Annotated in this window: 15 protein-coding genes; all 15 read left to right on the forward strand. The window is 32.3% G+C overall.

Features of this window, described 5'->3' with window-relative positions; genetic code table 11:
- Nucleotides 1–742: 742 nt before the first annotated feature.
- The 15 genes from H344_RS0113195 to H344_RS20275 all read left to right on the forward strand — a co-directional run bounded on the left by H344_RS0113195 (nucleotide 743) and on the right by H344_RS20275 (nucleotide 24,894).
- The gene (locus H344_RS0113195) at nucleotides 743–2,320 is read left to right on the forward strand and encodes an Ig-like domain-containing protein (RefSeq protein ID WP_026810759.1); all 1,578 of its coding nucleotides are present in this window, start codon (nucleotides 743–745) and stop codon (nucleotides 2,318–2,320) included.
- A gap of 1,812 nt (nucleotides 2,321–4,132) precedes the next feature.
- Complete coding sequence (locus tag H344_RS0113205) at nucleotides 4,133–5,896, forward strand: CBM96 family carbohydrate-binding protein (protein WP_026810760.1); 1,764 nt, start codon at nucleotides 4,133–4,135, stop codon at nucleotides 5,894–5,896.
- Nucleotides 5,897–6,522: 626 nt separating this feature from the next.
- The gene (locus H344_RS0113210; protein WP_026810761.1) at nucleotides 6,523–7,827 is read left to right on the forward strand and encodes an oligosaccharide flippase family protein; all 1,305 of its coding nucleotides are present in this window, start codon (nucleotides 6,523–6,525) and stop codon (nucleotides 7,825–7,827) included.
- The gene (locus H344_RS0113215) at nucleotides 7,824–8,996 is read left to right on the forward strand and encodes an O-antigen ligase family protein (RefSeq protein ID WP_026810762.1); all 1,173 of its coding nucleotides are present in this window, start codon (nucleotides 7,824–7,826) and stop codon (nucleotides 8,994–8,996) included. Before H344_RS0113210 ends, H344_RS0113215 begins: the two co-directional genes overlap by 4 nt.
- A gap of 31 nt (nucleotides 8,997–9,027) precedes the next feature.
- Nucleotides 9,028–10,185 (forward strand): glycosyltransferase, encoded by a 1,158-nt coding sequence (locus H344_RS0113220; RefSeq protein ID WP_026810763.1) that lies wholly within the window; start codon nucleotides 9,028–9,030, stop codon nucleotides 10,183–10,185.
- 11 nt (nucleotides 10,186–10,196) lie between these two features.
- Entirely contained in the window at nucleotides 10,197–11,435 is a 1,239-nt protein-coding gene (locus H344_RS0113225; RefSeq protein WP_026810764.1) for a glycosyltransferase, read from the forward strand.
- Between the two features lie 654 nt (nucleotides 11,436–12,089).
- Entirely contained in the window at nucleotides 12,090–14,027 is a 1,938-nt protein-coding gene (locus tag H344_RS0113230; protein ID WP_026810765.1) for a CBM96 family carbohydrate-binding protein, read from the forward strand.
- A gap of 923 nt (nucleotides 14,028–14,950) precedes the next feature.
- Nucleotides 14,951–16,702: an Ig-like domain-containing protein gene (locus H344_RS0113235; protein WP_026810766.1), complete on the forward strand. Its 1,752-nt coding sequence runs from the start codon at nucleotides 14,951–14,953 to the stop codon at nucleotides 16,700–16,702.
- A gap of 337 nt (nucleotides 16,703–17,039) precedes the next feature.
- On the forward strand, nucleotides 17,040–18,368 hold the full coding sequence (locus tag H344_RS0113240) for a flippase (protein ID WP_034256620.1): 1,329 nt from the start codon (nucleotides 17,040–17,042) through the stop codon (nucleotides 18,366–18,368).
- The gene (locus H344_RS0113245; RefSeq protein ID WP_026810768.1) at nucleotides 18,365–19,738 is read left to right on the forward strand and encodes a phenylacetate--CoA ligase family protein; all 1,374 of its coding nucleotides are present in this window, start codon (nucleotides 18,365–18,367) and stop codon (nucleotides 19,736–19,738) included. Before H344_RS0113240 ends, H344_RS0113245 begins: the two co-directional genes overlap by 4 nt.
- A 121-nt stretch (nucleotides 19,739–19,859) precedes the next feature.
- Nucleotides 19,860–20,573, forward strand: a complete 714-nt coding sequence (locus tag H344_RS20265; protein WP_169514969.1) for a CatB-related O-acetyltransferase — start codon at nucleotides 19,860–19,862, stop codon at nucleotides 20,571–20,573.
- Nucleotides 20,563–21,720, forward strand: a complete 1,158-nt coding sequence (locus H344_RS20270; protein WP_051254314.1) for a glycosyltransferase — start codon at nucleotides 20,563–20,565, stop codon at nucleotides 21,718–21,720. The genes H344_RS20265 and H344_RS20270 overlap by 11 nt, the downstream gene beginning before the upstream one ends.
- 168 nt (nucleotides 21,721–21,888) lie before the next feature.
- A complete protein-coding gene (locus tag H344_RS0113260; RefSeq protein WP_157378278.1) occupies nucleotides 21,889–22,992 on the forward strand; it encodes an O-antigen ligase family protein in 1,104 nt (367 codons plus the stop codon).
- Nucleotides 22,986–24,200: a glycosyltransferase gene (locus H344_RS0113265; protein WP_026810770.1), complete on the forward strand. Its 1,215-nt coding sequence runs from the start codon at nucleotides 22,986–22,988 to the stop codon at nucleotides 24,198–24,200. Before H344_RS0113260 ends, H344_RS0113265 begins: the two co-directional genes overlap by 7 nt.
- Before the next feature lie 4 nt (nucleotides 24,201–24,204).
- Nucleotides 24,205–24,894 carry an acyltransferase gene (locus H344_RS20275; RefSeq protein WP_051254315.1) on the forward strand — a complete coding sequence of 230 codons (690 nt, stop codon included), beginning with the start codon at nucleotides 24,205–24,207 and terminating at the stop codon, nucleotides 24,892–24,894.
- Nucleotides 24,895–25,196: the final 302 nt, after the last annotated feature.

Raw genomic sequence — 25,196 nt, forward strand, 5'->3', positions numbered from 1 at the left:
TTGAATCCATCACTGAAAACCTCGTTGACCTTTGAGGTCCACTACACCATTATTTTTTTCAATTTCTGCACCTACTAATCACATTACAACTGATTGCTGTTAACATCGCCACGGATAAATAGGATTGAAGTTTTTATTATTCTTTTGATTAAGATATCAAGCTAGATTTGTATTGATCTACCAACCTTACCTCTGAAAGAGCATAAATTATTAGAAAGAGAGTGAGGGTAATCTTAAGTCAAGAAGACTTTTGAATAAAAAGAGTAACAAGAGAACCGTCTATATAAATCATACGTGTACCCTATCTGATGTGAAAGGTAACTATTATTACAATCTCTTAAGTTACCAAAACCATATACATAATTCCTGAATATAGATACGAATTAAAAAGCGTATTAGACGTTTATTTTTAGGTAGATGAACAAATATCCGTGCATTTCGTCGATAAAACTCTTAAATTAAAGTTAAAACAGCAAGTGTAAACATCTACCTTGTAATTCCCTGCGTATAAAGTTTGTGTTCGTTCATTAACCGGTTTAAAAATTGAATTGACTCAAAAACAAATAATAATTCATTTAACAATAGTATTAAAATGTAATACTTTACAAATCTGCGAGTAATATTGTTTAGGTTATAAGATGTATTTTATGGAATAAACTTCAATAAAAACATTGCTAACAAATAATTATATAATATTAGGCCGATTAAAACGTTTGAGTATTACCCACAATCTTAACTACTTATGACTTTTAGCCCCTCAAATCTCATTAAACTAACCCTTGTTAGTCTTGTCTTATGGTCTACTTTCTCCTGCAATAAGGATTCCGATATCTTAACGGATTATGTAGTAGAAAATCCAGAAGCCCTATTACCGAACGATATAGTAGCGACTTTACCTAACAGTCCTATTATAATTGATCCATTAGGTAAAGATACCGTTGAAAAACCAGAAAACGTTATCATCACCGAAGTTACCCCACCAACATTAGGTACTGCCATAGTTAATAATGACAATACCATTACCTACACCCCTGACGAGGATAAGAGCGGAACAGATAAATTTGATTATACTGCTTCCGTTACTAACCCCGATAACTCAGTTACTACTGCCACTGGAAATGTTACTGTAAATATTGAAGAAGAGGAGGAGGAAGATGTAGTGGAAGACAAAACTCCAGAAGTTGATGATCCAAATCGGGTGAATTTCAGCAAATATGGCGCTGTAGGTGACGGTAATACAGATGACACCAAAGCTATACAAGCCGCATTGGATGCAGAAGAGTCTTTAGTAGCAGATGAAGGAGCTGTTTTTAGAATAACAGCCAGATTAGATATAGACAAATCAGGGGACCAAAACATAGATTGGAACGGATCTACTATAACCGTTACTTCAACTCTTTATCAAGCTATTGAAATAAAAAAGCCTTCAGGGAGAACAACTATGAGTGACTTAACCATTGACGGTGCAAAAAAATTAGCTGCCGGTATTTTTATAAAAACCGTGTCAGATTTTGACAACGTTGATGTTAAGTATTTATACTCCACTACACAAACAACATGGGCATTCAGATACGAGGTGACCGATATACCCAACAGTCAAGGTGATTCTACCTTTAACGATTGTGATTGCTATGATGTTGAAAGCAAAAGTAACGGAGTAATAGGAGATATTCCTGGACCTTCTAGATGTTTGATATTTAGATGGAAACATAGTGGATCTAGTCCTACAGTTACCTTTAACGGTGGTGTTTGGGATGGTGCGTGGGGAGATGATGGAGATATATTCCAACATGAGCAACTTGTTAGCAACATTTACAACTCAAGACTTATCTTTAACAACACGGTTATGAAGAACTTTAGCCGTAGGATTGTTAAGGGTACTGGAGGAGGTGTTACCTTTAAAAACGTGACATTTATTAGTCCTAGTAAATCAAATCCAAGGTTAGTAAGCACTGTTCCTTCTTCTGGAATGGTTGCAATGGGGAACTTTATAAATTCTGAAGATGCTCATGGAACTATTTTTGATGGATGTACCTTTGACAACACCTTAGGATATGATGGGCGCTTAGTAATCAACCGTCAAGATGGTATTATTGTTAAAAACTCCAACTTTATCAATGCAAGTGTAGCTTTCACAACAAGAGTTGGTGATGTAGAAATTTGTAATAATACCTTTGATTCCAAAAGCAGCATATATGGTTATAACATTAATGATGCCACAGGATACACTGGAATGATTTCGATAGGCAATAACAATAATGGATCAACTGGTTTTATAAGACTACCAGATGGCAAGTACAAAATGACAGACTGCCAATAAGAATCATAGTACATCCTTTACAAAATTTGTTAAGAACAAAAAGGTCGTCTAAAAAAATTAGACGACCTTTTAATTTTCATAACTTTACTAATGTGAGCATCCCCATTCTGTAGGCACCAGTCATAACTTAAGAATTTTAGCTACTTGGATTCATTTCTATGTATTCTTCTGGAGTTATAATTACAAGGGAACTATGCAGTTTAAAGTAGTTATAGTCCACCCTCCAAACATCGATCTTTTATTACGTATCAGCCAAGGAAAAGAACCAATTGAATTCAAGGTTCCGTCCCTAAGAGACGCCAGAATATTTATTTAAAAGGGTTGTCGGTAGGTTTTCCTGGTCCTGATAAGATAAGCTTAGTACTATTTTTTTAGGCCCATTTGTATAATATTATGCTGATCACCTCACTTCTGTTTTCGACTTTAATACACTTTCTTAGCTAGTCCTTCTAGAAAATAGCCGCTTATATGAACTAAAAGACATCTCTTGCCATAAGAGATGTCTCCATATGGACAGACAAACGTATACAAATACGGCTAAATACTTAAGATTAAAACTATTGCATGTATATTTTAGTTGCAAAAAAAGATCTACACCATACCATTGGCCAAACCAGAACTGTTCCCGTCGGCAGGTTGTATTTATAGAGCAGAACAATTCACTTATAGACATTTGCCCTTGAAGTACAACTATTCCTCGGAAAAGACTCAATAAATCCACTTATGGTTATTCATAAAGTTCTCCTTCTTAGAAAAATAATTAATCGTCAAAATTCATATCGTCTCATTTTGGCGGCGATTTATTGTTGTTCCCTTTCACGTAATAACAAAAAAATGATCTTCTACAACTCATAAAGCATGCAGCAATACTAAATAGAAATGTTTTAACCTATCCTAATATTATCGATGATGCAGGTTTTTATGGTTGATATAAAAACTTAGTTTAAGTACATCTTTTAGAATTTGCTAATCAATGCTTAGACCTGCAAACAATTTATTAAGTTGCAAATTCTCCCCCTCCAAATTCGTAAATCTTCAAAGATCCGAAACACCTAGGCCTCCTGATTTCTAATTATAAGATCTACTCTCCCTGAAACCCATCTTGCGACAGACTTCTAAGTTAACTGTTTCCATATCAACTTTTTTGATCGCAAATATGATTTGCAATTACGAATAATTCGAATGTTTGATAAGCATACAATCTTTTTATTTTTAAAATTTATTCGCTTAGAATACTCTGAGTTATCTTCTTTAATGGGTGAATGTCAAATAAGTTTTATCCTAAAGATGGGGTTAATACTAGGCCTAAATATTTTAATTTATTTAAAATTTAGACCTTCCCTTTTCTAAAAGATCACCGTTTATTTTTCAATTTTTAATGTGAAAAAGTAAAAATAAACAGCTAATAAAAGCCTCCACAACTCACTTTTCAAAAACTTTACGTAAACACAAAACAAACATAACACGTAAACACCTACAAATCAAACAAGTAAAAGACACAAAGAAAGAAGTTTCTTGTTATAATATTGCCAAAAAATACTGAAAAACCTTAAACTTTCGTGTCGTTCATCGAATGAAGTGTGCATTTCGTCGATGTTATGATTTTTTAAAATATCATTGCACCTCGAAAATAAAACAACCCTGAAGAGCAAATTATTTACTACTAATGAATATCAATTTTCAATGTTTTAGTCATGATTTTCTTAAGGGTAAAATAGTTGCTTATAACTGCTTTTATTCTTGAGAAATAAACACAATAAAATAGAGTGCAAATTCAATTATTAATTAATCAATTCAACAATTTTTCTTACTATGAAATTTAATTTCCCCTCCCCCTTTAATGCAGCCTTAAGCTGTATCGTTCTTTTCTTATTTTTTTCCTGTAGTAATGATCTAGTAGATGAAACCGAAGATCTAAACGCAATTGAGTATCAGGCCAAAACATCGCAGACGGTAACTCTAACACCTATAAATGATGCTTTTTTACAAGGTAGCAGAAGCTACAACACCTCAATTATACGTTTAGAAGAATCAAAGCGTACAGGTTACCTAATGTTCGACCTAAGTAAAATTGAAGGAGAAATCACCTCAGCTAACCTAGAGTTTACTATAAGTTCTGATCCTGGTTATGGTACCATAGAGGCACATCTTGGAAATGGTTCAAATTGGACGGAAACCAACCTTTCCTCCAACAACAAGCCAAACCCTACCACTTTTTTAGGTAGTATTAACAAAACGTACAAATTAGGGAGTACAGAAAAAATATCCCTAAAAGCAGAGTCGTTTAGTGCTGACAAAACAACACTTATTCTCTTCCACAAAAATGGAAACGATTTGGCTTTTGCCTCCAGCAAGACCTCATCAGCCCCTAAGCTAACGGTTACATATATAAATTCTGCCTCCGAAAATATTACAGAGGAAGATAAAACTCCAGAAGTTGATGATTCAAATCGAGTAAATTTCAGCAAATATGGCGCTATAGGTGACGGTAAAGCAGATGACACCAAAGCCTTACAAGCAGCTTTGGATTCAGAAGAGTCTTTAGTAGCGGATCAAGGTGCTGTTTTTAGAATAACAGGCAGGCTAGATATAGACAAATCAGGAGACCAAAACATAGATTGGAACGGATCTACTATAACAGTTACTTCAACACTTTATCAAGCTATTGAAATAAAAAAGCCATCAGGGAGAACAACTATGAGTGACTTAACCATTGACGGTGCTAAAAAATTGGCTGCCGGTATTTTTATAAAAACCGTGTCAGATTTTGACAACGTTGATGTTAAGTATTTATACTCCACTACACAAACAACATGGGCATTCAGGTACGAGGTGACCGATATCCCCAACAGTCAAGGTGATTCTACCTTTAACGATTGTGATTGCTATGATGTTGAAAGTAAAAGCAATGGCGTAATAGGAGATACTCCTGGACCTTCTAGATGTTTGATATTTAGATGGAAGCATAGTGGGTCTAGTCCTACAGTTACCTTTAACGGTGGTGTTTGGGATGGTGCATGGGGAGATGATGGAGATATATTCCAACATGAGCAACTTGTTAGCAACATTTACAACTCAAGACTTATCTTTAACAACACGGTTATGAAGAACTTTAGCCGTAGGATTGTTAAGGGTACTGGCGGTGGTGTTACCTTTAAAAACGTGACTTTTATAAGTCCTAGTAAATCTAATCCAAGGCTAATAAGTTCTGTCCCATCTTCTGGGATGGTTGCAATGGGGAACTTTATAAATTCTGAAGATGCCCATGGAACTATTTTCGATGGATGTACCTTTGACAACTCCTTAGGATATGATGGGCGCTTAGTAATTAATCGTCAAGATGGTATTATTGTTAAAAACTCCAACTTTATCAATGCTAGTGTAGCATTCACAACAAGAGTTGGTGATGTAGAAATTTGTAATAATACCTTTAATTCCAAAAGTAGTATATACGGTTATAACATTAATAATGCTACGGGTTACACTGGAATGATTTCGATAGGTAAAAACAATAATGGATCATCTGGTTTTATAAAACTACCAGATAGCAAGTACCAAATGATAGATTGCCAATAGAAAACATAGAACATTCTTAGTTAAATTTGTAAAAATAAAGGTCGTCTAAAGATAATTAGACGGCCTTTTACATTTTATATTTTCTTAACCTTAATTATTTAGTTACTCTCCAAAAATTATGATCCTTTCCCGGTATTATTTTTTTATATTTTCCTCCAAGTAATACCATTTATAGCTTTCTAATTCTCTAATATCTTGCCAAATCATTATTCCGTTTTAAGATAGCTTATTCAAGAGGTAATACATCCAACACCTTTTTTAATTTACATTACCTTATTGTCGACATCTCCAATAAGAAATGGGCATATATTCTTCAACTAATAAATAGTTGGATTTTAAATTATGATATCAAATTGATCCTAACAAGCAAAAATCAATATTAATCTTCTTTTAAACCCTTCTAGATTACATAACCTTTACATCTATAAAAAATAATTTATATATTATATTAATCTAGAAGTGATATCGCCAACTTTTTATAAACAGAGTAAGGACAACCTCTAGAGAAGGATTTAATCGAGAAAAAGATGCTTTTCAACTTTTCTTCCCCTATATGTTATACCTTTTCTAATAATAACATCTTACTTTATATATACCTAAATAAAAATTAAAAAATATCAGCACTTATGTTGAGCATTCAAGAATTAAAAGTACGTCTAATAAGAAGTAAACTAGTAAATGATTCTTTTTGGGCAATTTTCGGGAATGTTATTGGGAAGGGACTGTCATTATTATCTGCCATAATCATAGCTAGAATTTTAGGCAAGGATGTATATGGTGAGTTTGGAATCATTACAAGTACAATAGGTACTATATTAATTTTTTCAAACTTTGGTCTAAACTATACTTCCACAAAATATATTGCAGAACATCAAATAGCTAAACCAGAATTACTTACTAAGATTATAAAAGCCTGCCAGAATTTAACTCTGATTTTCAGCGGAATATCGACAATTACATTGTTTTTTTCAGCAGATTATGTTGCCGTTAGCCTACTTAATTCTCCAAAATTATCTTTTCCCCTGAGATTAGTAGCTATTAGCATACTCATAGGATCTGTTTGCAGAACCCAAGAAGGTATTCTAGCGGGCTTCGGTAAATTTAAGGAATTGGCAAAAGTTAATACTGTAATCGGATTTGCCACATTTATTTTTGGGATAATACTAACATATTTTTACAAGCTTAATGGAGCCCTAATTGCATTAATTTTAATAAAAGCACTATATTTTGCCCTTCTAAGATACTATATATCTAGATCCACTCCATCCGTGCCAACGCATCCAACTAATAAAATACCTTTAAAGGAAATTCTACAATTTTCCACCCCAATTGCATTACAGGAAGCATTTTACTCTATTATCACCTATGCAACCGGATTATTATTAGTCCAATTATCTACGTATGGAGAAGTAGGGTTAAGTTCTGCTGCTGTTTATTGGAGTGCTTTAATATTATATATACCCGGAATCTTAAGAAACGTAATTTTATCCCATCTCTCGGCAAATTTAAATAATAATAAGGCTCGTCTGAGAATATTAAGATTAATACTATTGTTTAATTTTGGCGTAACTTTACTTCTCTCATTAACAATATTCTTTCTCTCCGATTATATTGCTGCTACTTATGGAAATAACTTTTCTGGTTTAAGAGATGTTATTAATATAGCCGTTTTCACAACTATTTTTACGAGTATGAGTAATGTTTACGCTCAAGCTTATATGTCAGAAAACAAAAACTGGCTTATGTTATTTTTCAGAATTATTAGGGACGGTTTAATATTCATAATTACATATACTTTATTAAAAGAAAACAATGGAGTTAACGGCGCATTATCCTTGGCTAAAAGTGCGCTATGGGCTAATATTCTGTTCTTACTATTAATGGGGCTTGTTTATGAATTAAAACTTAAAAATAAAACCAAAATATCATGAAGAAGCTTGTTTTCATAATTTCCTTTTTCTCCTATAGCGGTTATTATGCTGGACTAGCAATATTGTTCTCCCTAGGTTTAGGTGGAATGTCGAGGTTTTATTCTATACCATTAAGACTATTTCTTTTATTTGCGATGATCTATTTGATTAAAAATAATATTGACAATATTAAATTTAACAAATACTCTAAGATTATCCCACTATTTATTATATTTTGGTGCTATTATTTTATAAAAATTCTCTACACTGAAAATATAGATTTAGACTTTACTCTTGGAAGGACTTGGCCAGAATATATTTTCTACTCATTGTCTTTTGTAATATTTCCTTTTATAACATTCACATTTTTATCTTTGGATAAGTTTCGGAAAGCAATTGTTAATGGGTTTATCATTTCTGGATTTGTTCTAGGAGTAATAGGAGTTTATTTATATGGTTCTTTACTAACTTCAGGAATTGGACGAATTAACCTTATAACTTATCAAACTGGGGAAGCTGTACTTAATCCTCTTTCTTTATCCTATTCTGGTGCACTAACCATTGTATTATGCATTTATAAATTAGTCATAGTAGGGAATCTAAAGAAGGCTGAAAAAATATTTTTAATAATAACAATTGGTTTGTCTTTTGCTCTATTTTTATTAGGTTCGTCAAGAGGTTCGATAGTAGCATTAGCCTTTACCTTACCTTTATTTATAGCTCATTCTCCAAGTGCTACTAAATTAAAATTAATTTTAATCTCGGTTATTTTAACTCCATTTATAATATGGGCAATCACTGCAAGTGGTAGTAACATATTTGACAGAGTATCCAATACCTCGAAAGATGGTGGCGGTGGTAGAGACTACTTGTGGACAAATGCCTTATCACATTTTTTAGAATCTCCCATTTTTGGGGGTAGAATTGAGATTGGAGGTATCTATCCACACAATTTAATAATAGAAATCCTTATGGCCACTGGAATAATTGGATCTCTAATTATACTCCCTATAATATTCAAAGGATTTATAATTGGATTCAGAAGAGTAAAAGAAAATAAGGAAAATATGTTTTTAGTTCTAATTCTAATTCAGGGATTCACACAACATTTTTTTTCAGGTAGCTTCGCCACAGCCACTTTAGTATTCTTACCTTTAGGTATGGCATATAGCTCATATAGTAATCAATAACCTTATTAAGCTTTAACCTTAAATCTCATTAATGAAAAATATTTATATTATTACAAATATAGCTTCACATTATAGGTCTTCATTATGGGAAAAGTTATTGAACAATAGAAAATATAATTTTAATTTTTTTTTCGGAAAAGACTTGGTGTTTGGAATTAAAGAAATAAATTTTAATGATAAAAACATCAAATTTCGTCAGAGCCAAATCCATAAATTAACAAACGTTTATTTTAAAGATAAAATAATTATTTGGCAAAAAGGCATAATAAAAAAGTGTTTAACATCACAAGTAGATACTGCTATAATTCTTGGAGATTCATGGATTATTTCAAATTGGATTATTGCCATAATCTTAAGATTAAAAGGAGTGAAAGTGATATTTTGGAGTCATGGTATATATGGTAATGAACCTAAAATAAAAAAATGGATTAGAATATTGTTTTACAAACTAGCACATGAACATTTGCTGTATGAGAGAAGAGGTAAACGACAAATGGTAATAAATGGATTTAAAGAATGTAAGTTACACGTCATCTTCAACTCCCTTAATTATGAGGCAAATCTAATGTATCGAAAGGCAGCCGAGAAGTTTTCAAAAACTGAAATTTACCCATTTTTTCCTACCCCAGAACTACCAACAATAATTTTTATTGGAAGACTAACAGAAGTTAAAAAATTAAATTATTTGATAGAGGCCGTTAACCAATTAAATATTCAAAAATACTTGGTAAATTTATTAATAATTGGGGAAGGTGGTCAACGGAAAAAATTAATAGGATTAGCGAAAGAGTACGGCATTGATAATCAATGTCATTTTTACGGTCCCTGTTATTCTGAGAAAATTTTATCAAGTTTAATATCTACAGCTGATTTATGTGTTAGTCCCGGAAATGTAGGTCTAACGGGTATTCATAGTATGAGCTATGGCACCCCTGTTTTAACTCATAACAATTTTATAAATCAAATGCCTGAAGTGGAAGCAATAATAGAAGGGAAAAATGGGTGTTTCTTTTCAGAAAATGATATATCCTCCATGGTTTCACAACTTATAAATTGGTTATTCTATAACAAACTGACTAGAGATGAAATAAGAAGTAACTGCTATAATATTATTGATAATTATTACAATCCTAATTATCAAGTAAAAGTAATTGAAAATATAATAGAGGATAAACAGCCATTTTTATAAAGCCAACATAAATGATAAAATTACTACAAATTAATTCGGTGGTAAATACAGGATCTACAGGGAGAATAGCTGAAGATATTGGTGAATATGTTATGTCCATGGGTTGGGAAAGCTATATAGCATATGGTAGATATGGTAATAAAAGTAATTCTAAACTAATTAGATTTGGCTCAAAATGTAGTAATTATAATCATGTATTGCTAACAAGGCTTTTTGATAAACATGGCTTTGGCTCTAAATCTGCAACTCAAAACTTAATTCAAAAAATTGAGACTATAAATCCTGACATCATCCACCTTCATAACCTTCATGGCTACTACATAAATTTACAGGTTCTATTTAACTATCTGTCTACAAAAACCACCCCTGTAATTTGGACATTACATGACTGCTGGTCTTTTACAGGGCACTGTGTTCATTTCGAAAATATTCAATGTCTTAAATGGCAGGTATTATGTACTAAATGTCCACAAAAAAAATCGTATCCTAAATCCTTGTTATATGATAATTCTAATATAAATTATCTAATGAAAAAGGAATTATTTAATTCGGTGAAAAATTTAACTATAGTTCCTGTCTCATATTGGCTACAAAATTTAGTGGAAAAATCATTTCTGAATAAAAAGAACATAAAAACCATACACAACGGAGTCGACACCAAGATATTTAATAATATTAAAAGTAAATCAGTTATTGACCTCTATAACCTTCAAGATAAATTTATTATTCTTGGGGTAGCTAATATATGGGGTAATGGGAAAGGATTAAATGATTTTATTAAACTCAGCAATTACACCAATAAGGACGAAATAATTGTTTTAATAGGCTTAAATAATAATCAAATAAAAAGTTTGCCTGATAATATTTTGGGAATCAAACAAACAGAAAGTGTGAGTGAGCTTTGTGATTTTTATTGTGCAGCAGATGTTTTTGTCAACCCCACTTATCAGGATAGTTTTGGCTTGGTCAATATTGAATCCCTTTCTTGCGGAACGCCAGTTATAACTTACCAAACAGGAGGAAGTCCAGAAACAATATCTGATGAAACTGGTATTGTTGTTGAGCAAGGAAATATTAAGGGCTTATTAAATGCAATAAGGCATATTAAGGATTTAACCAAAGAACACTATAGCGATGCTTGTATTCAAAGGGCACAAAAAGTGTTTGATAAAAATTTAAAATATAAAGAGTACTTTGATCTATACAACGACTTGTTAAAAACAGTTGCAGAGGATAATACCCCAAACTAAAATCAAATTTAAAGAACCTCCCTAGCTAATATTAAACCCTAATAATGCAAATCCAATTAATTACGGGGGATTTACCTTGCGTTTCTATTCTTAAAAAAGGCAAAACTAATAGCCATGTAATCTTAAAATTGTTTTCCTTAATCTTATCAAAAAATAATCAGACTTCTCCTCATCTATTCTATACAACAACATTTCTGCGTCTTCTTCTTATTGATTCCTGAAGAACTTTCTTAACCCTTTGCTAAATGGTAATAAAGCTCACTATTGATGAAGCTTCTACTATTTTTAAGTTCCAGGGATAACAAAAAATTAAGTAAAAACCTACATATAAACAAGATAAATATTACTGTATAAGATTTTTCTTGTTATTGAATTATTAAATAAAAACAACAAAACCTAAAGTTTAGGGTATTTCATCGAAACAAAACCATATTTAATCGATGTAACTGGATTTTAAAATATCATTGCAACCCAAATTATAATAATCCCCTACCAACATTAAACTTGTATGCGGAAATATATTTTCCAGAGTGACTTCTATGGTTTTAAGTCCTTAAAACGATCCACTTATGTAGATCCTAGTTATAACTAAAACAGAACAATTCAAATTCATAATATATTCGTTAACTATTTTTTACTTCAAATTGCCTTACTATGAAATTTCAAAATCACCCCTTAAGAGCTGCATTAAGCTGTATTTTCCTTTTCCTATTTTTTTCTTGTAGCAATGACTTACTAGATGAAACGGACAGTCTACAAGCTATACAATATCAAGCAAAGACCTCCCAAACCACCACATTAACTCCAATACAAGACGTTTATTTGCAAGGCAGTAGTAGGTATAACTCTTCTATAATTCGTCTAGAAGAAAATAACCGCACTGGCTACCTAATGTTCGATCTTAGTAAAATTGAAGGAGAAATCACCTCGGCCAACTTGGAATTTACTATTAGTTCGGACCCAGGTTATGGTACTATCGAAGTCTATCTGGGTAATACAACAGATTGGACAGAATCTAATCTTACCAGTCAAAATAAGCCTAATCCTGATGTTTTTTTAGGGAGCATTAATAAATCCTATCCTTTAGGAAGCAAAGAAAAGATCTCTCTAAAAGTAGAGTCGATTGACACTAAAAAAACATCCCTTATTCTTAAACATAAAAATGGGAACGACTTAGCATTATCCTCTAGAACTACATCTTCATCTCCAAAATTAACCGTTACTTATAGCAGCTCATCAACTACTGCACCTGAAGCAAGTAAACCAGCTGCGCCTGTTGTCAAAGGGTACTATGTAACCGTAAATGGAAAAGCTACTAACAACGGATTATCCGAAAGCAACGCCTGGAGCTTAGAGCATGCATTTAAAGTAGCGAAAGCTGGAGATGTTGTTTACGTTAAGGCAGGGAATTATGGTTCTCTAAATTTAAGAGTGAATGGAAATGGAACCGCGAGTAACCCTATTAAGTTTATTGGTTATACTAGAACCCCAGGAGACCTAACAAGCAACCAAGGATCTACTTTTAAAAAGGGTGATAAGTTAAACCCTTTTGAAATGCCAATGATAAAAGGCTACTCTACAACCTCAGGCATTGGCTTAGATACAAGAGCGAGAAACTATATTCATATCATTAACTTTCAGATTACCGATTATAAAATTGGTGTATTATCTACAGGCCATAATGCTTTGTTTAAAAATGTTATTGTAGCTAACAACGGAGAACAAAATCATAATAGAATCCAAGGTGGGAGAGGTTTCCAAATTTATGGCGACTATAACGTAATTGAAGATTGTGTTTCACTAAATTCTAATGGAGAAGGTATTAATCTTAAAGGAAGTAAAAATTCTAAGGTACTATATACCAGTGTATATTCATTAAACCAACTTAACCCTACCGGATATTACATAGCAGTAACTCACGGAGGCACTGAGAACATCATAGAAAACTGTGTTGTATACAGAGACATAAACGCAGATTTACATCAAGGACATGGATATGTTTTAAAAGATCTGGCTACCAATAATATTATCCGAAATTCTGTTGCTCACAATACTGGTATAGAAGTTAACTTTTCAGGTGTTCATTCTAATACTTTCGAAAACATGAGTATCTATGGTAATTTTTCAACTAAAAGGAATCAATATACTTCATGTATAAGAATTGCAAATGGTGCACATGATAACACCTTTAGGAATATCAAAATTACCGATTCTAGGTATGCCATAAACTTTATAGACTATAATGATGGTTATGTAGGACCAGGTGGAGATAGAGATCAACAAGCTGGAGGTCATAATAATAAATTCATAAATTTGACAGTTGATAAGGCTCAAAACATTATAGGTGCTACGTCAACTGTAGTTGGAGCAAAAGCAACTGTTAATAACAACTCGTTTACTAACTGTACGTTTAAGAATATTACGGGCTCTCCCATATTTACCTATATGACTATGAATAACACAAAATTTAGCAACTGTGTTTTTCAAAATATTCCTAATAGGAATTTAATTGTTACTTATAAAGGAGGTAGGTTTAATTCATCATCATTTCTTTCCTCCACTTATTTAAATGTGGGATTCTCTCCCAAATAAGTTTAAGATTTAATTAAATTGTACTGATTTTCGGTATTTCTGCCTTATACATGCCCAATTTTACCGGTAAATAAGTAGGCGGAATACCGAAAAACTCAGTTTGTATCAATATCACGACTGAAATATGCATATGAAAATTTTTATTTTTTAATAGGGATTTTGATAGCGGAAAATTACCTGTAAGCCAAGTCTTGTTAGAACATTCCGAAATCTTATTAAATATTTTATCAATAAAGCTTCTGCCCTATTAAACTTCATAATAAAAGCATCTGGCCCTTTATTTTTAGGTTTACAGACTTATAATTTTGATTTTTACCAATCCTAATTAAGGTGATGTCTTACTCTTCACCTTCTAGCTTTTTCAACCTATTTATTAATTATTACATTATTCTATTTTCTGCTTAATAGGATGCCTTTACAAGTGGTAGTGTCATTGGTTATTGAAGACTATTATAATTGTCCAAAAAGGCCATGAAATTTAGAGTTTATATTTAGAATAAGTATACGACATATATCTTATATATTATACTCCTAGGCTTGTTAAGGATAAAGTGACTCCTAAAACCTAGCAATAAAATGTGTATTACCTCTACCTTAATTATATAAGGATCAAAAATTGTATTTCTACCTTTTAATTTATACGAATCCTCTAACGCACTTAGGTATTATGTAAAAGCTATGGAAACCTATCTGCAAATCTTATGTATGTTAAAGGCAATGTTTAATTCTATCTTTATAATAATTCTTATCATCTATTTTGTCAATTCTCTTAAATGTTGAAGCAATATAACTCCATATACCATTCTAAGTGTCAATTTGTGCATTTCGTCGAAAAAATTGGCATTTCATCAGATAATTTATAAAAAACAGATAATATTGCACCGATTTAAACGTTATAGAATTTCCCAAAATCTTAATTACTTATGACCCGTCACCCCCACCTACTTACAAAACTAGTCCTATTTAGTTTTGTTATACTCTTAGGTTATTCCTGTAACAAGGATTCCGATCTCTTAGCAGAATATGTCGTGAATGACACAGATTCTCTAGTTCCTAATGATGTTGTAGTAACATTACTAAACAGCCCTATAGTAATAAACCCTCTAAGCAAGGCATCTATTAAAGATCCTAAAAGTATACTTATAACCCATGTCACCCCACCAAAAATGGGTACCGCTATAGTTAATAGCGACAACACTATAACCTATACACCGGATGAAAACAAAAGCGGTACAGACGCTTTTGATTACTCAGCTACCGTTACAAAACCAGATAAGACCGTCTCAACTGAAACCGGTAATATTACAGTGAACGTTGCTGAAGCAGACAAAACCCCCACTCCTACTGAAACTGATACTGAGGCTAATATTTATTATGTTACCACCGAAGGTAAAAACTCTAATTCCGGAACCACAGAAGAAGATGGATGGAGTATTCAACATGCTTTTTCCACAGCACAAGCCGGTGATATAATTTATATAAAAGCTGGTAATTACGGAGCCTTAACCCTATCAGCATCTAATTCAGGAACAGCCGATAAACCTATAAAATTTATAGGATATACTACAAAGCCCAAGGATCTTGTAAGCAATGAAGGATCATCGTTTAAATATGGTGATAAAATAGATTCTAGTAAAATGCCACTCATTAAAGGAAAATCCTTTTTATCGGGTACAGGGCTAGATCTTAGACAAAGTCATATAGTAATCGAAAACCTTCAAATCTCAGATTATCTAATAGGTGTTAATACCAGAGGAAAACATACGGTTTTAAAAAACGTAATTGTAGCTAATAATGGTGAACAAAGAAATAACTCTGTTCAAGGTGGTAGAGGGTTTCACATTTACGGAGATTACACCACTATAAAGAATAGTTTTTCTTTAAATTCTAATGGAGAAGGCATTAATATTAAAGGTGCCAACCATTGTATAATTTCTCACACGCAAGTTTATTCAGTTAATATAGCCAACCCTGGTGGGTATTATATTGCTATAACTCATGGAGGAAGCAATAATATTATTGATAATTGTACTGTATATCGAGATAAGGATGCTAACCTACATCAAGGACATGGTTACGTATTAAAAGACATGGCAACCAACAATATCATAAGAAACTCAAAAGCGTATAATACAGGTATTGAAGTTAATTTTTCGGGAGTACATTCAAATACTTTTGAAAACATTAATATTTATGGAAATTTCTCTACCAACAAACTTCAATTTTCATCATGTATCAGAATAATCAATGGTGCTCATGATAATGTGTTTAAGGATATCTATATTGAGGATACACGTTATGCCTTTAACTTTCATGATTTTAACGATGGTTATGTGGGGCCTGACGGAGATAGGGATGAATTAGCTGGTGGACATAATAATAAGTTCATTAATATAGAGGTTAACAAAGGTCAAAACATAATTGGTGCTACTTCACCAGTAGTAGGAACAAAAGCAACTTCTAAGAACAATACTTTTGTTGATTGTACTTTTAGAAATATTACCGGTTCTCCTATATTCAGCTATATGAATATGACTAATACAACTTTTACTGACTGCATATTCGAAAATATACCTAATACATCATTAATAGTCAGTTATAAAGGCGGAATATTTACTGCAAATTTTGAATCACCAACATTCAAAAATGTTAATTTCCCTGACCCCACAAAATAAAAAGATACCAGCATTCATTGATTTAAATGCATTAAGTTGTTGTTTATTCGATACTATCATGCATGCTATTGGAGTAAAGGCCACTTTGTAGAACAAAATAAAAAGATTTCCAATTAGGGTAATACGCTTCAGCTCACCTTTTTTATCAAAGACAATATTTTAAAATTGTAAGCAATAATTTTTGAATTATTATTCCTAAAATGACAAAACATCGACCCTTGGTCGATGTTTTCATTATTTAGAAGTAATAATTTATTGCCTCCTATTTATTCGTATATATTTGATTTATTACAAAACATAATATCAAAAAAGGCTTAGCATCATAGTACGTAACCTTATGACGAAAATCATTGATAAACTTGATACCTTAAGGAAGAATGCAGGTTTTAAAAAGTATTTAAAAAACACATCATGGCTTTTCGGGGGAAATTTAGTAAACATCTTCGCTTCGTTATTTGTAGGTGTTTGGGTAGCCAGATATTTAGGGCCTGAAAACTTAGGGATTCTTAGTTATGCTCAAAGCTTTACCGCTCTTTTTCTTGCATTTTCCACATTAGGACTAACACGTATTTTAGCTAGAGATCTCGTTAAAGATCCAAATGATAAATATGTATTGTTGGGGACAAGTTTTATATTACAGACCATTGGCTCTATTATCCTAATGGCCTTATTATTGACTACTCTCTTTTTAACAAGCGACGATAAGTTTTTAAATAAGATTATCATTATCCTAGGATCGGTCACGTTTGTTCAAAGTTTCAGCGTAATTGATGTTTATTTTCAAAGTATTGTAAAAAGTAAATCAATGGTGTTAGTAGGGGTAATTTCCCTAATAATTTCCTCTTTGTTGAAAGTAATTCTTATCCTATTAGAGGCCCCCCTAATCCATTTTGTATATGTTACCGCAATAGATTCAATTACACTTGCTATAGGGCAAATTTATTTTTACAAAAAAAATAAGGAGTCAATTCTAAAATGGAGCTTCTCCCTATCTAAGGCAAAGCAATTATTACGTGATAGTTGGCCATTGATTTTAAGCACGATTATAGTGTCAATTTATATGAAGATAGATCAGGTTATGCTTAAGGAAATGATAAACAACCAAGCCGTTGGACAATATGCTGCCGCTGCAAGGTTAAGTGAATCTTGGTATTTTATCCCATCCATAATCTCAAGCTCGCTATTTCCAGCAATTGTCAATGCCAAGAAAATTAATGAAGACCTCTATTATGATAGAATTCAAAACCTATATGATTTAATGGTATGGTTATCTGTCGCCATTGCATTGCCTATGACTTTTTTAAGTAATTGGATTGTAAATCTACTTTATGGAAGTGAATATTATCAAGCGGGAACAGTATTAAGTATCCATATTTGGGCAGGAGTATTTGTGTTTCTAGGGGTCTCACGAGGAGGATGGATTATTAATGAAAACTTACAGCGTTTTTCTAGCTTATATTTAGGTATAGGAATGATAGCCAATGTAGTATTAAATTACATATTGATTCCTATTAATGGAGTTATAGGTGCTGCTATTGCTACTTTGGCATCCCAATCTATTTCTGTATTATTTGCCCCATTTTTCTTTAAACAAACAAGAATATGTACTTATATGATGCTAAAATCATTGTTTTTTGTTTCCCTTTTTAAAAAAATAAAGTCATGATTCCCCATATAAAACAATTAATATTAAAAGGTTTTTCTGAAAACCCTATATTTTTAAAACTTCATAACTTTCTATTAGCTAATAGGGACAATAAAATAACTGATAATATTAAATCGGAAATATTAGCTTTAGAGCAACTTTCTACAGAGCAGGTAAAAAGTCTTAATGAAAAAGAATTTAAAAAAATTCTAAGACACGCCTATACAACAACACCATATTACAAAACTTTATTTGACAAGTACAATATAGATACTACTAACTGGAGTAATTACCGTGAAATTCCAGTACTTAACAAATCAATAATAAAAGATCACGGAAAAGACCTTATCAGCTCCAATTACGACATAAAGTTCTTAGGTAAAAGATTTACAGGGGGAAGTACCGGCCAACCGATGGAGTTTTACACAGAAAAAAGAGGAGGTTTAAGGGATAATGCGCATCATTGGTATCTATATCATTTAATTGGTTATAAACCAGGTGAAATTATACTTGGATTCTATGGCCGTCAGGTTTCTGAAAAATACACGGACAAAAATATATATTGGAACAAAACCATAGGTGATAATGTCTTTGGCGATTACGTTTTTTCTTTATTTTATCTAAACGATCAAACAGCACCATACTACGTAGAAAAAATAATAGCACTTAGGCCAACTATTTTGCGTGGATACCCTTCATTTCTAAATTCGTTGGCTACATATATCCTATCTAACAATATTAGGTTAGTTTTAAATATTAAGGGAGTTGTACTTACGGCTGAGCTTTGCTCCGATATTCAACGAGAAAACATAGAACAAGCATTCGGATGTAAAGTATACTTAGAGTATGGACATAAAGAAATTAGTGTTTTCTGTCACTCAACAGCAACGAGTTACAAATACTTCTCTGCTCCTCTTTATTGTTATTTAGAGGTTTTAAACGACGATGGTACCGAAACCCCTATTGGGCAAGTAGGAAGAATAGTTACAACTGGATTCTGTAATTATGGCATGCCTTTCATACGTTACGACACTGCCGACTTGGGAAGAGTGTCCTCTAGGAATGGAGGTGTCGTAACCCTAAGTGAAATAATGGGCCGCTCCCAAGATTACTTAATTGATAAGAATAATGAAAAGATTAATTTAATTGCAACTATTTATAGATATAAAATTGATGCATTTAAAAGAATAAAAAGATGGCAAATAAAACAAAATGTACCAGGGAAAATAGAGATTTTAATTATCCCTGATACACAATTTTCTAAAGATGATGAGCTGGAAATATTAAATACAGTAGAATTATTCAAGAAATTTATAGTGGAGTTCCATTATGTGGACGATATACCTAAATCCAAAATAGGGAAGCATCTTGCCGTGCTTCAAAATATTTAATAGAATGGAAGTCTATTTTATTACTTCTATATAGGATAATCTAGCTTAATGAACTCGCTCTAGCACTATTACAATGCAAACCTAAAATCTCATTAGTTCGTTAAAGACTAATCAATATAGAATGACCGCCTTAAAATCAATCTTACTAAAATCTACATTTGTTATTAGAATTTCCCAATTCTATATACAACGTAAGTTAAAAAGAAATAAGAATATTAGTTTTGGTAAAAATGTATTCATTACTCTTTCAAACAAATATGAGGGTAACAATAAGCTAAATGATAATTGTTTACTGTCAGGTTCCAAGATTGGGTATGGTTCTTACATAGGTTCAAATTGTAATATTACCAAAACTAAAATTGGAAGATTCACTTCAATTGGACCAAAAGTAAGCTGCATTTTTGGCAAGCATCCATCAAATACCTTTGTGAGTACGCATCCCGCCTTCTTTTCTACTAGTAAGCAAGCTGGCTTTACTTATGTTAACCAACAATTATTTGAAGAGTTTGAAAAGCCAGTGGATGAAGATGGTAAATATTCAATTTCTATAGGCAATGATGTATGGATTGGGGAAGGTGTTTCAATCTTGGATGGAGTTTGTATTGGTGATGGTGCAATAGTTGCAGCCAATGCCTTAGTCGTTAAAGATGTACCTCCATACACCATCGTAGGAGGAGTACCTGCTAAACCAATAAAAAAACGATTTTCTAACGATGAAATCGCCTTTTTACTAGAATTTAAATGGTGGGATAAAGATATAAGTTGGATTAAAGCAAATGCAGCCCAATTTATAGATATTACAAAATTTTATAAAAAATATAAAAATGAAAAGTAAGTCATTACCCATAGTGGTTATAGCTTATAACAGACCAAGGTCCTTATTGCGCTTATTAGACTCGCTCTCAAAAGCTTATTACCCCAATTCTAAGGTGCCATTGATAATAAGTATAGATCATTCAGACACCAATCAAGATGTTCTAAAAATAGCCAACGAATTTGACTGGCAATTTGGAACAAAAACTGTTGTTTACTCAGAGGTTAACCTTGGCTTAAGACAACATGTTTTGCAATGTGGAAATTACGCTATTAAATATGGAAATGTTATTCTACTTGAAGACGATCTATATGTTTCCCCCTGTTTCTATGAGTATACTTTGCAGGCTTTAGAATTTTCTGAAGAGAAATCTTATATTGGAGGAATTTCTTTATACAACCATCAATTTAATGTACATAAAGTAGTCCCTTTTACTGCTATTGAGGACGGTTTTGATAATTGGTATTTTCAGTTTGCATCTTCCTGGGGACAAGCATGGTCTAGAACTCATTGGGAAGATTTTTATAACTGGTATAAAAACAAAGATGTTCTAACTGCCAACACAGAAACTCCTAATAATGTTACCGCTTGGTCAGAAAAATCATGGCTGAAGTACTACATTGTATACCTAATTGAAAAGAATAAGTTTTTTCTATACCCAAAGGTTTCATTATCTACGAACTTTAGTGATCAAGGTACTCATGCTGTTCAAGATAGCAATACCTATCAGGTGCCGTTATTGCAACACGCATCTAGGAGGTTTAACTTTAGTGAATTGGAAGAATCATATAGTACATATGATGCCTTCTTCGAAAATTTAAAACTACATAAGTTCCTAGAAATAAATAAACACCAGCTATGTGTAGATTTAAATGGATACAGAACAGAATTTAATAAACGCTATATTCTTACCTCCCAAATACTGAATTATGAAGTTATTAGAACTTATGGGAAGTCCCTAAAGCCAATTGAAGCTAATATTATATCGAATATCCCAGGAAAGGAAATTTTCCTATATGATTCTAGCAAAGTGATGACAAATAACAGATCTTTAGATAAGACACAAGACATCTTCTATAATATTAAATACCTCTCTTATAGGGATGCGTTTTACCTTTTTGTAAGCATGACCAAAAAGAAATTATTTAATGCTATAAATAGAAAATAATTAGTGCTAAGACTAGGGAATTATAATGCTACTTTTTGATGGCTTTTAAACCTAGAATTAGTGTAAATAAGATAAGGAAAGAGCATGAATTCAATTGTTAAATACATAGTAGATACAGGTATTTTAATAATTATACTATTGGTTTTATATCTTTTAAATCCCTTTAACATGGGGTTTTTATTTGGGTACCTATTAATACCTGTTGTATTTTTAAAAAGTAATTTTATAAAGGAAAATTTAGATCTAGATTTTGTATTACTATTCCTCTTCTCTATTTTTTATGCTTTATTTTACTCGTTTAGTGCCGATCCTGCAGAAGGCAAACAGTTTATTTTAATCTACTCCTTATCCCCTCCTACATTTTATTTAATAGGAAAATATTTAGTTAGAACAAAACCACCTACAAATACTATATTCTATATCTTATTTTTTATTACTGCAATATTCTCTATCTCTGCGGTAATCTCCGTTTTCTTAAACTTTCAAGAAGGAGGATTCGCTCAATTGGATAGATCTATTCCCATGTTTTGGGACGGAAGTCCTGTTTCTGCAACCATAATGGGCGGGTTTTTAACCTTTAATATGTGTATACCTGCTCTCTTAATAAGCACACAAGGAAAAAAAGGAATTGTCTTTAATGTTGGAACATTAATTTTGTTTATTTTGTCACTAATCTGCGTGCTTAGACTTGGTAGCAGAACACAATTGGGTATTTTTCTTATTACCACTGTCTTTGCTATACTATACATGTTACCTAGACAATCCATCAAAAAAAATGTATGGTTATTTGGACTACTCGCAGTAGTTATTGTCTTTTTAATACGCAACGTATCATTTGATTTAAATGCAGATTGGCTAACTACATTTGCGGGAAGATTGAGTAGAGGAACTGGTGAATTGGCAAGTGGAGGTGGAAGAACAGAAAGATGGATAAAATCTTTAGAATATATGGTATCCTATCCCTTGGGATGGGAGCAAAAAGAATTTGGTTACTCTCATAATTTGTGGCTTGATGTCCTACGAGTTTCAGGAATTATTCCATTTATTATTTTAATTGTGTACTCAATTAGGTCATTTATTCAAATCAAAAGAACAGTTTTAATAAATAAAGAAAGTACCTATTTAAATACTCAGATTATAATCTATGCCATAGCGATGTTCCTACTTTTTATGATGGAACCAATATTTGAAGGTCTATTTTCTTTATTCGTTGTTTTTTGCATTTATAAAGGGATCATTAATAAACACTATAGCTCTATTAGCCAATGTTAAAAATACTTTATATAAGCTCCCTTTGTTCAGAGAATACGCTCCAATATATTTATGACACCTCCATAAATAAACCCGAACAGGCTGCGCAAAAATTTCATAGGTTATTAGCGCAAGGTCTATCTATGCACGGAAGAAAATGCGAAGTTGAAACATTAAGCTCTCCTCCTGTAGTCCCAAACAACCATAACAGAAAACTTTGGCGATTACCTAATGAAACAATTAATACCTTAAAATACAATTACGTTCCGTTTATAAATCTTCCGTTTATTAAAAATATAGGTGTTTTTATATATACCTTTTTTAGAGTACTGTATTTAACATCATTCTTTAACAAAGGAAAAAAAACAATTATATGTGATGTATTAAACTTTACAGTCTCATTTTCCTCTTTATTAGCATCTAAGATTACTGGAGTGACTGCAATTGCTGTAGTAACCGATCTTCCTGGCTTAATGGTTACAGAAAAGACCAATGATAATAGTAAAAAGTCTGTTTACACTACAATCCTCACAAGAATGATACAGGGTTTTGATAGGTATATATTGTTAACAGAACAAATGAACCCCATAGTTAACCCAAAAGGTAAACCTTATATAATAATGGAAGGCCTAGTAAATGTTGAGATGGAAAAGACGGAAAATAAACTTACTCATAAAAACAGATATAAAACCTTAATTTATGCTGGTGGATTATATGCTAAATATGGTGTGAAAAGCTTAATAGAGGCGTTTATGTTATTAGATAATGAGGAGATAGAATTACATTTATACGGTGCGGGAGAATTGACTTCTGAAATGCACACCTACACCAACAAAGACCATAGAATTATATTTAAAGGTATGGTTCCCAACAAAATAGTAGTTCAAGATCAACTTACTGCCACCCTTTTACTAAATCCTCGCCCAACAAACGAAGAATTTACTAAGTTTTCTTTTCCATCAAAAAACATGGAATATATGGCTTCTGGGACCCCTATGATTACAACACTACTACCGGGAATGCCTAAAGAATATCATCCTTACGTTTATTTATTTGAAACGGAAAGTGTAATTGGAATGAAAAACACATTAAAAGAGGTTCTTAGTAAATCAGAAGATGAATTACACCGCTTTGGTCAAGAAGCAAAAACATTCGTCCTTTCCAATAAAAACAATTACATCCAAGCCAATAGAATTATAGATTTTATAAACACAAACAAACCCCTATAAATTTATGAGGAACAAGATAAAATCTTTAGTTAAAGACAATATGATTTTATTAAATCTTGCCTTGAGATTTCAAAGATTTACAAGTAAATTCAAAAGAGCAGTTTCAGGAAAAGGGAACAAAATTGATAATAATGGGGTCCTGTTAAATGTGAAATTTGACATTATTGGAAATCATAATAGTATACTTATTGAACATGGCGCTATATTGTCTGGCATAACTATTTTTATGAGAGGAGATAATCACCAGCTAAAAATTGGCAAAAATTGTCAGTTCAATGGTGGATCCATTTGGTTTGAAGATCATCATGGAACGCTTAAAATTGGAAAGAACACGACTATAGAATCTGCTCATATTGCAATCACTGAACCTAATAAAAGTATTGTTATTGGGGAAGATTGTATGTTTTCTAGCTACATTGAATTTAGAACGGGAGATTCACACAGTATATTGGATAACAGCACTAGAGAACGCATTAATTATGCTCAAAACATCAAGGTTGGTAATCATGTTTGGATTGGAGCTCATTCCATTATACTAAAAGGTGTGGTATTAGGAAATAACTGCATTATAGGAACAAATTCTCTAGTAACCAGAGACATCCCGGACCATTCAATTGCTGCAGGAATTCCCGCAAAAATTGTAAAAAGCAATATTGACTGGAGTCGTGAACGGATTTACAAAGACATAAAATAGTCTTGTTATATACTCACTTGAACCTTACCATATATATCATGCTAACCGTCAGACTGCGCAACAACCTTACTTTTCTTAATAACTTTGTTGATTACCTTTAACCCATGGAGTCCATAACGTTCTGATATTGATTATCTTAATGATATGGATTTTATAACAGGTTTTAATAGGGACCAATTGGTAATGATGGATTTCGAATCCTGCCTGAGCCCGGATTCCTGGGCACGGATCGTTGACATGTTCGTGGATATCCTCCCAATGCAGGAGTTGGGGTTCAAGGATGTCCTTAATACAGAGGGAAG

It is taken from the genome of Arenibacter latericius DSM 15913 (assembly GCF_000424985.1).
Lineage (GTDB): Bacteria > Bacteroidota > Bacteroidia > Flavobacteriales > Flavobacteriaceae > Arenibacter > Arenibacter latericius.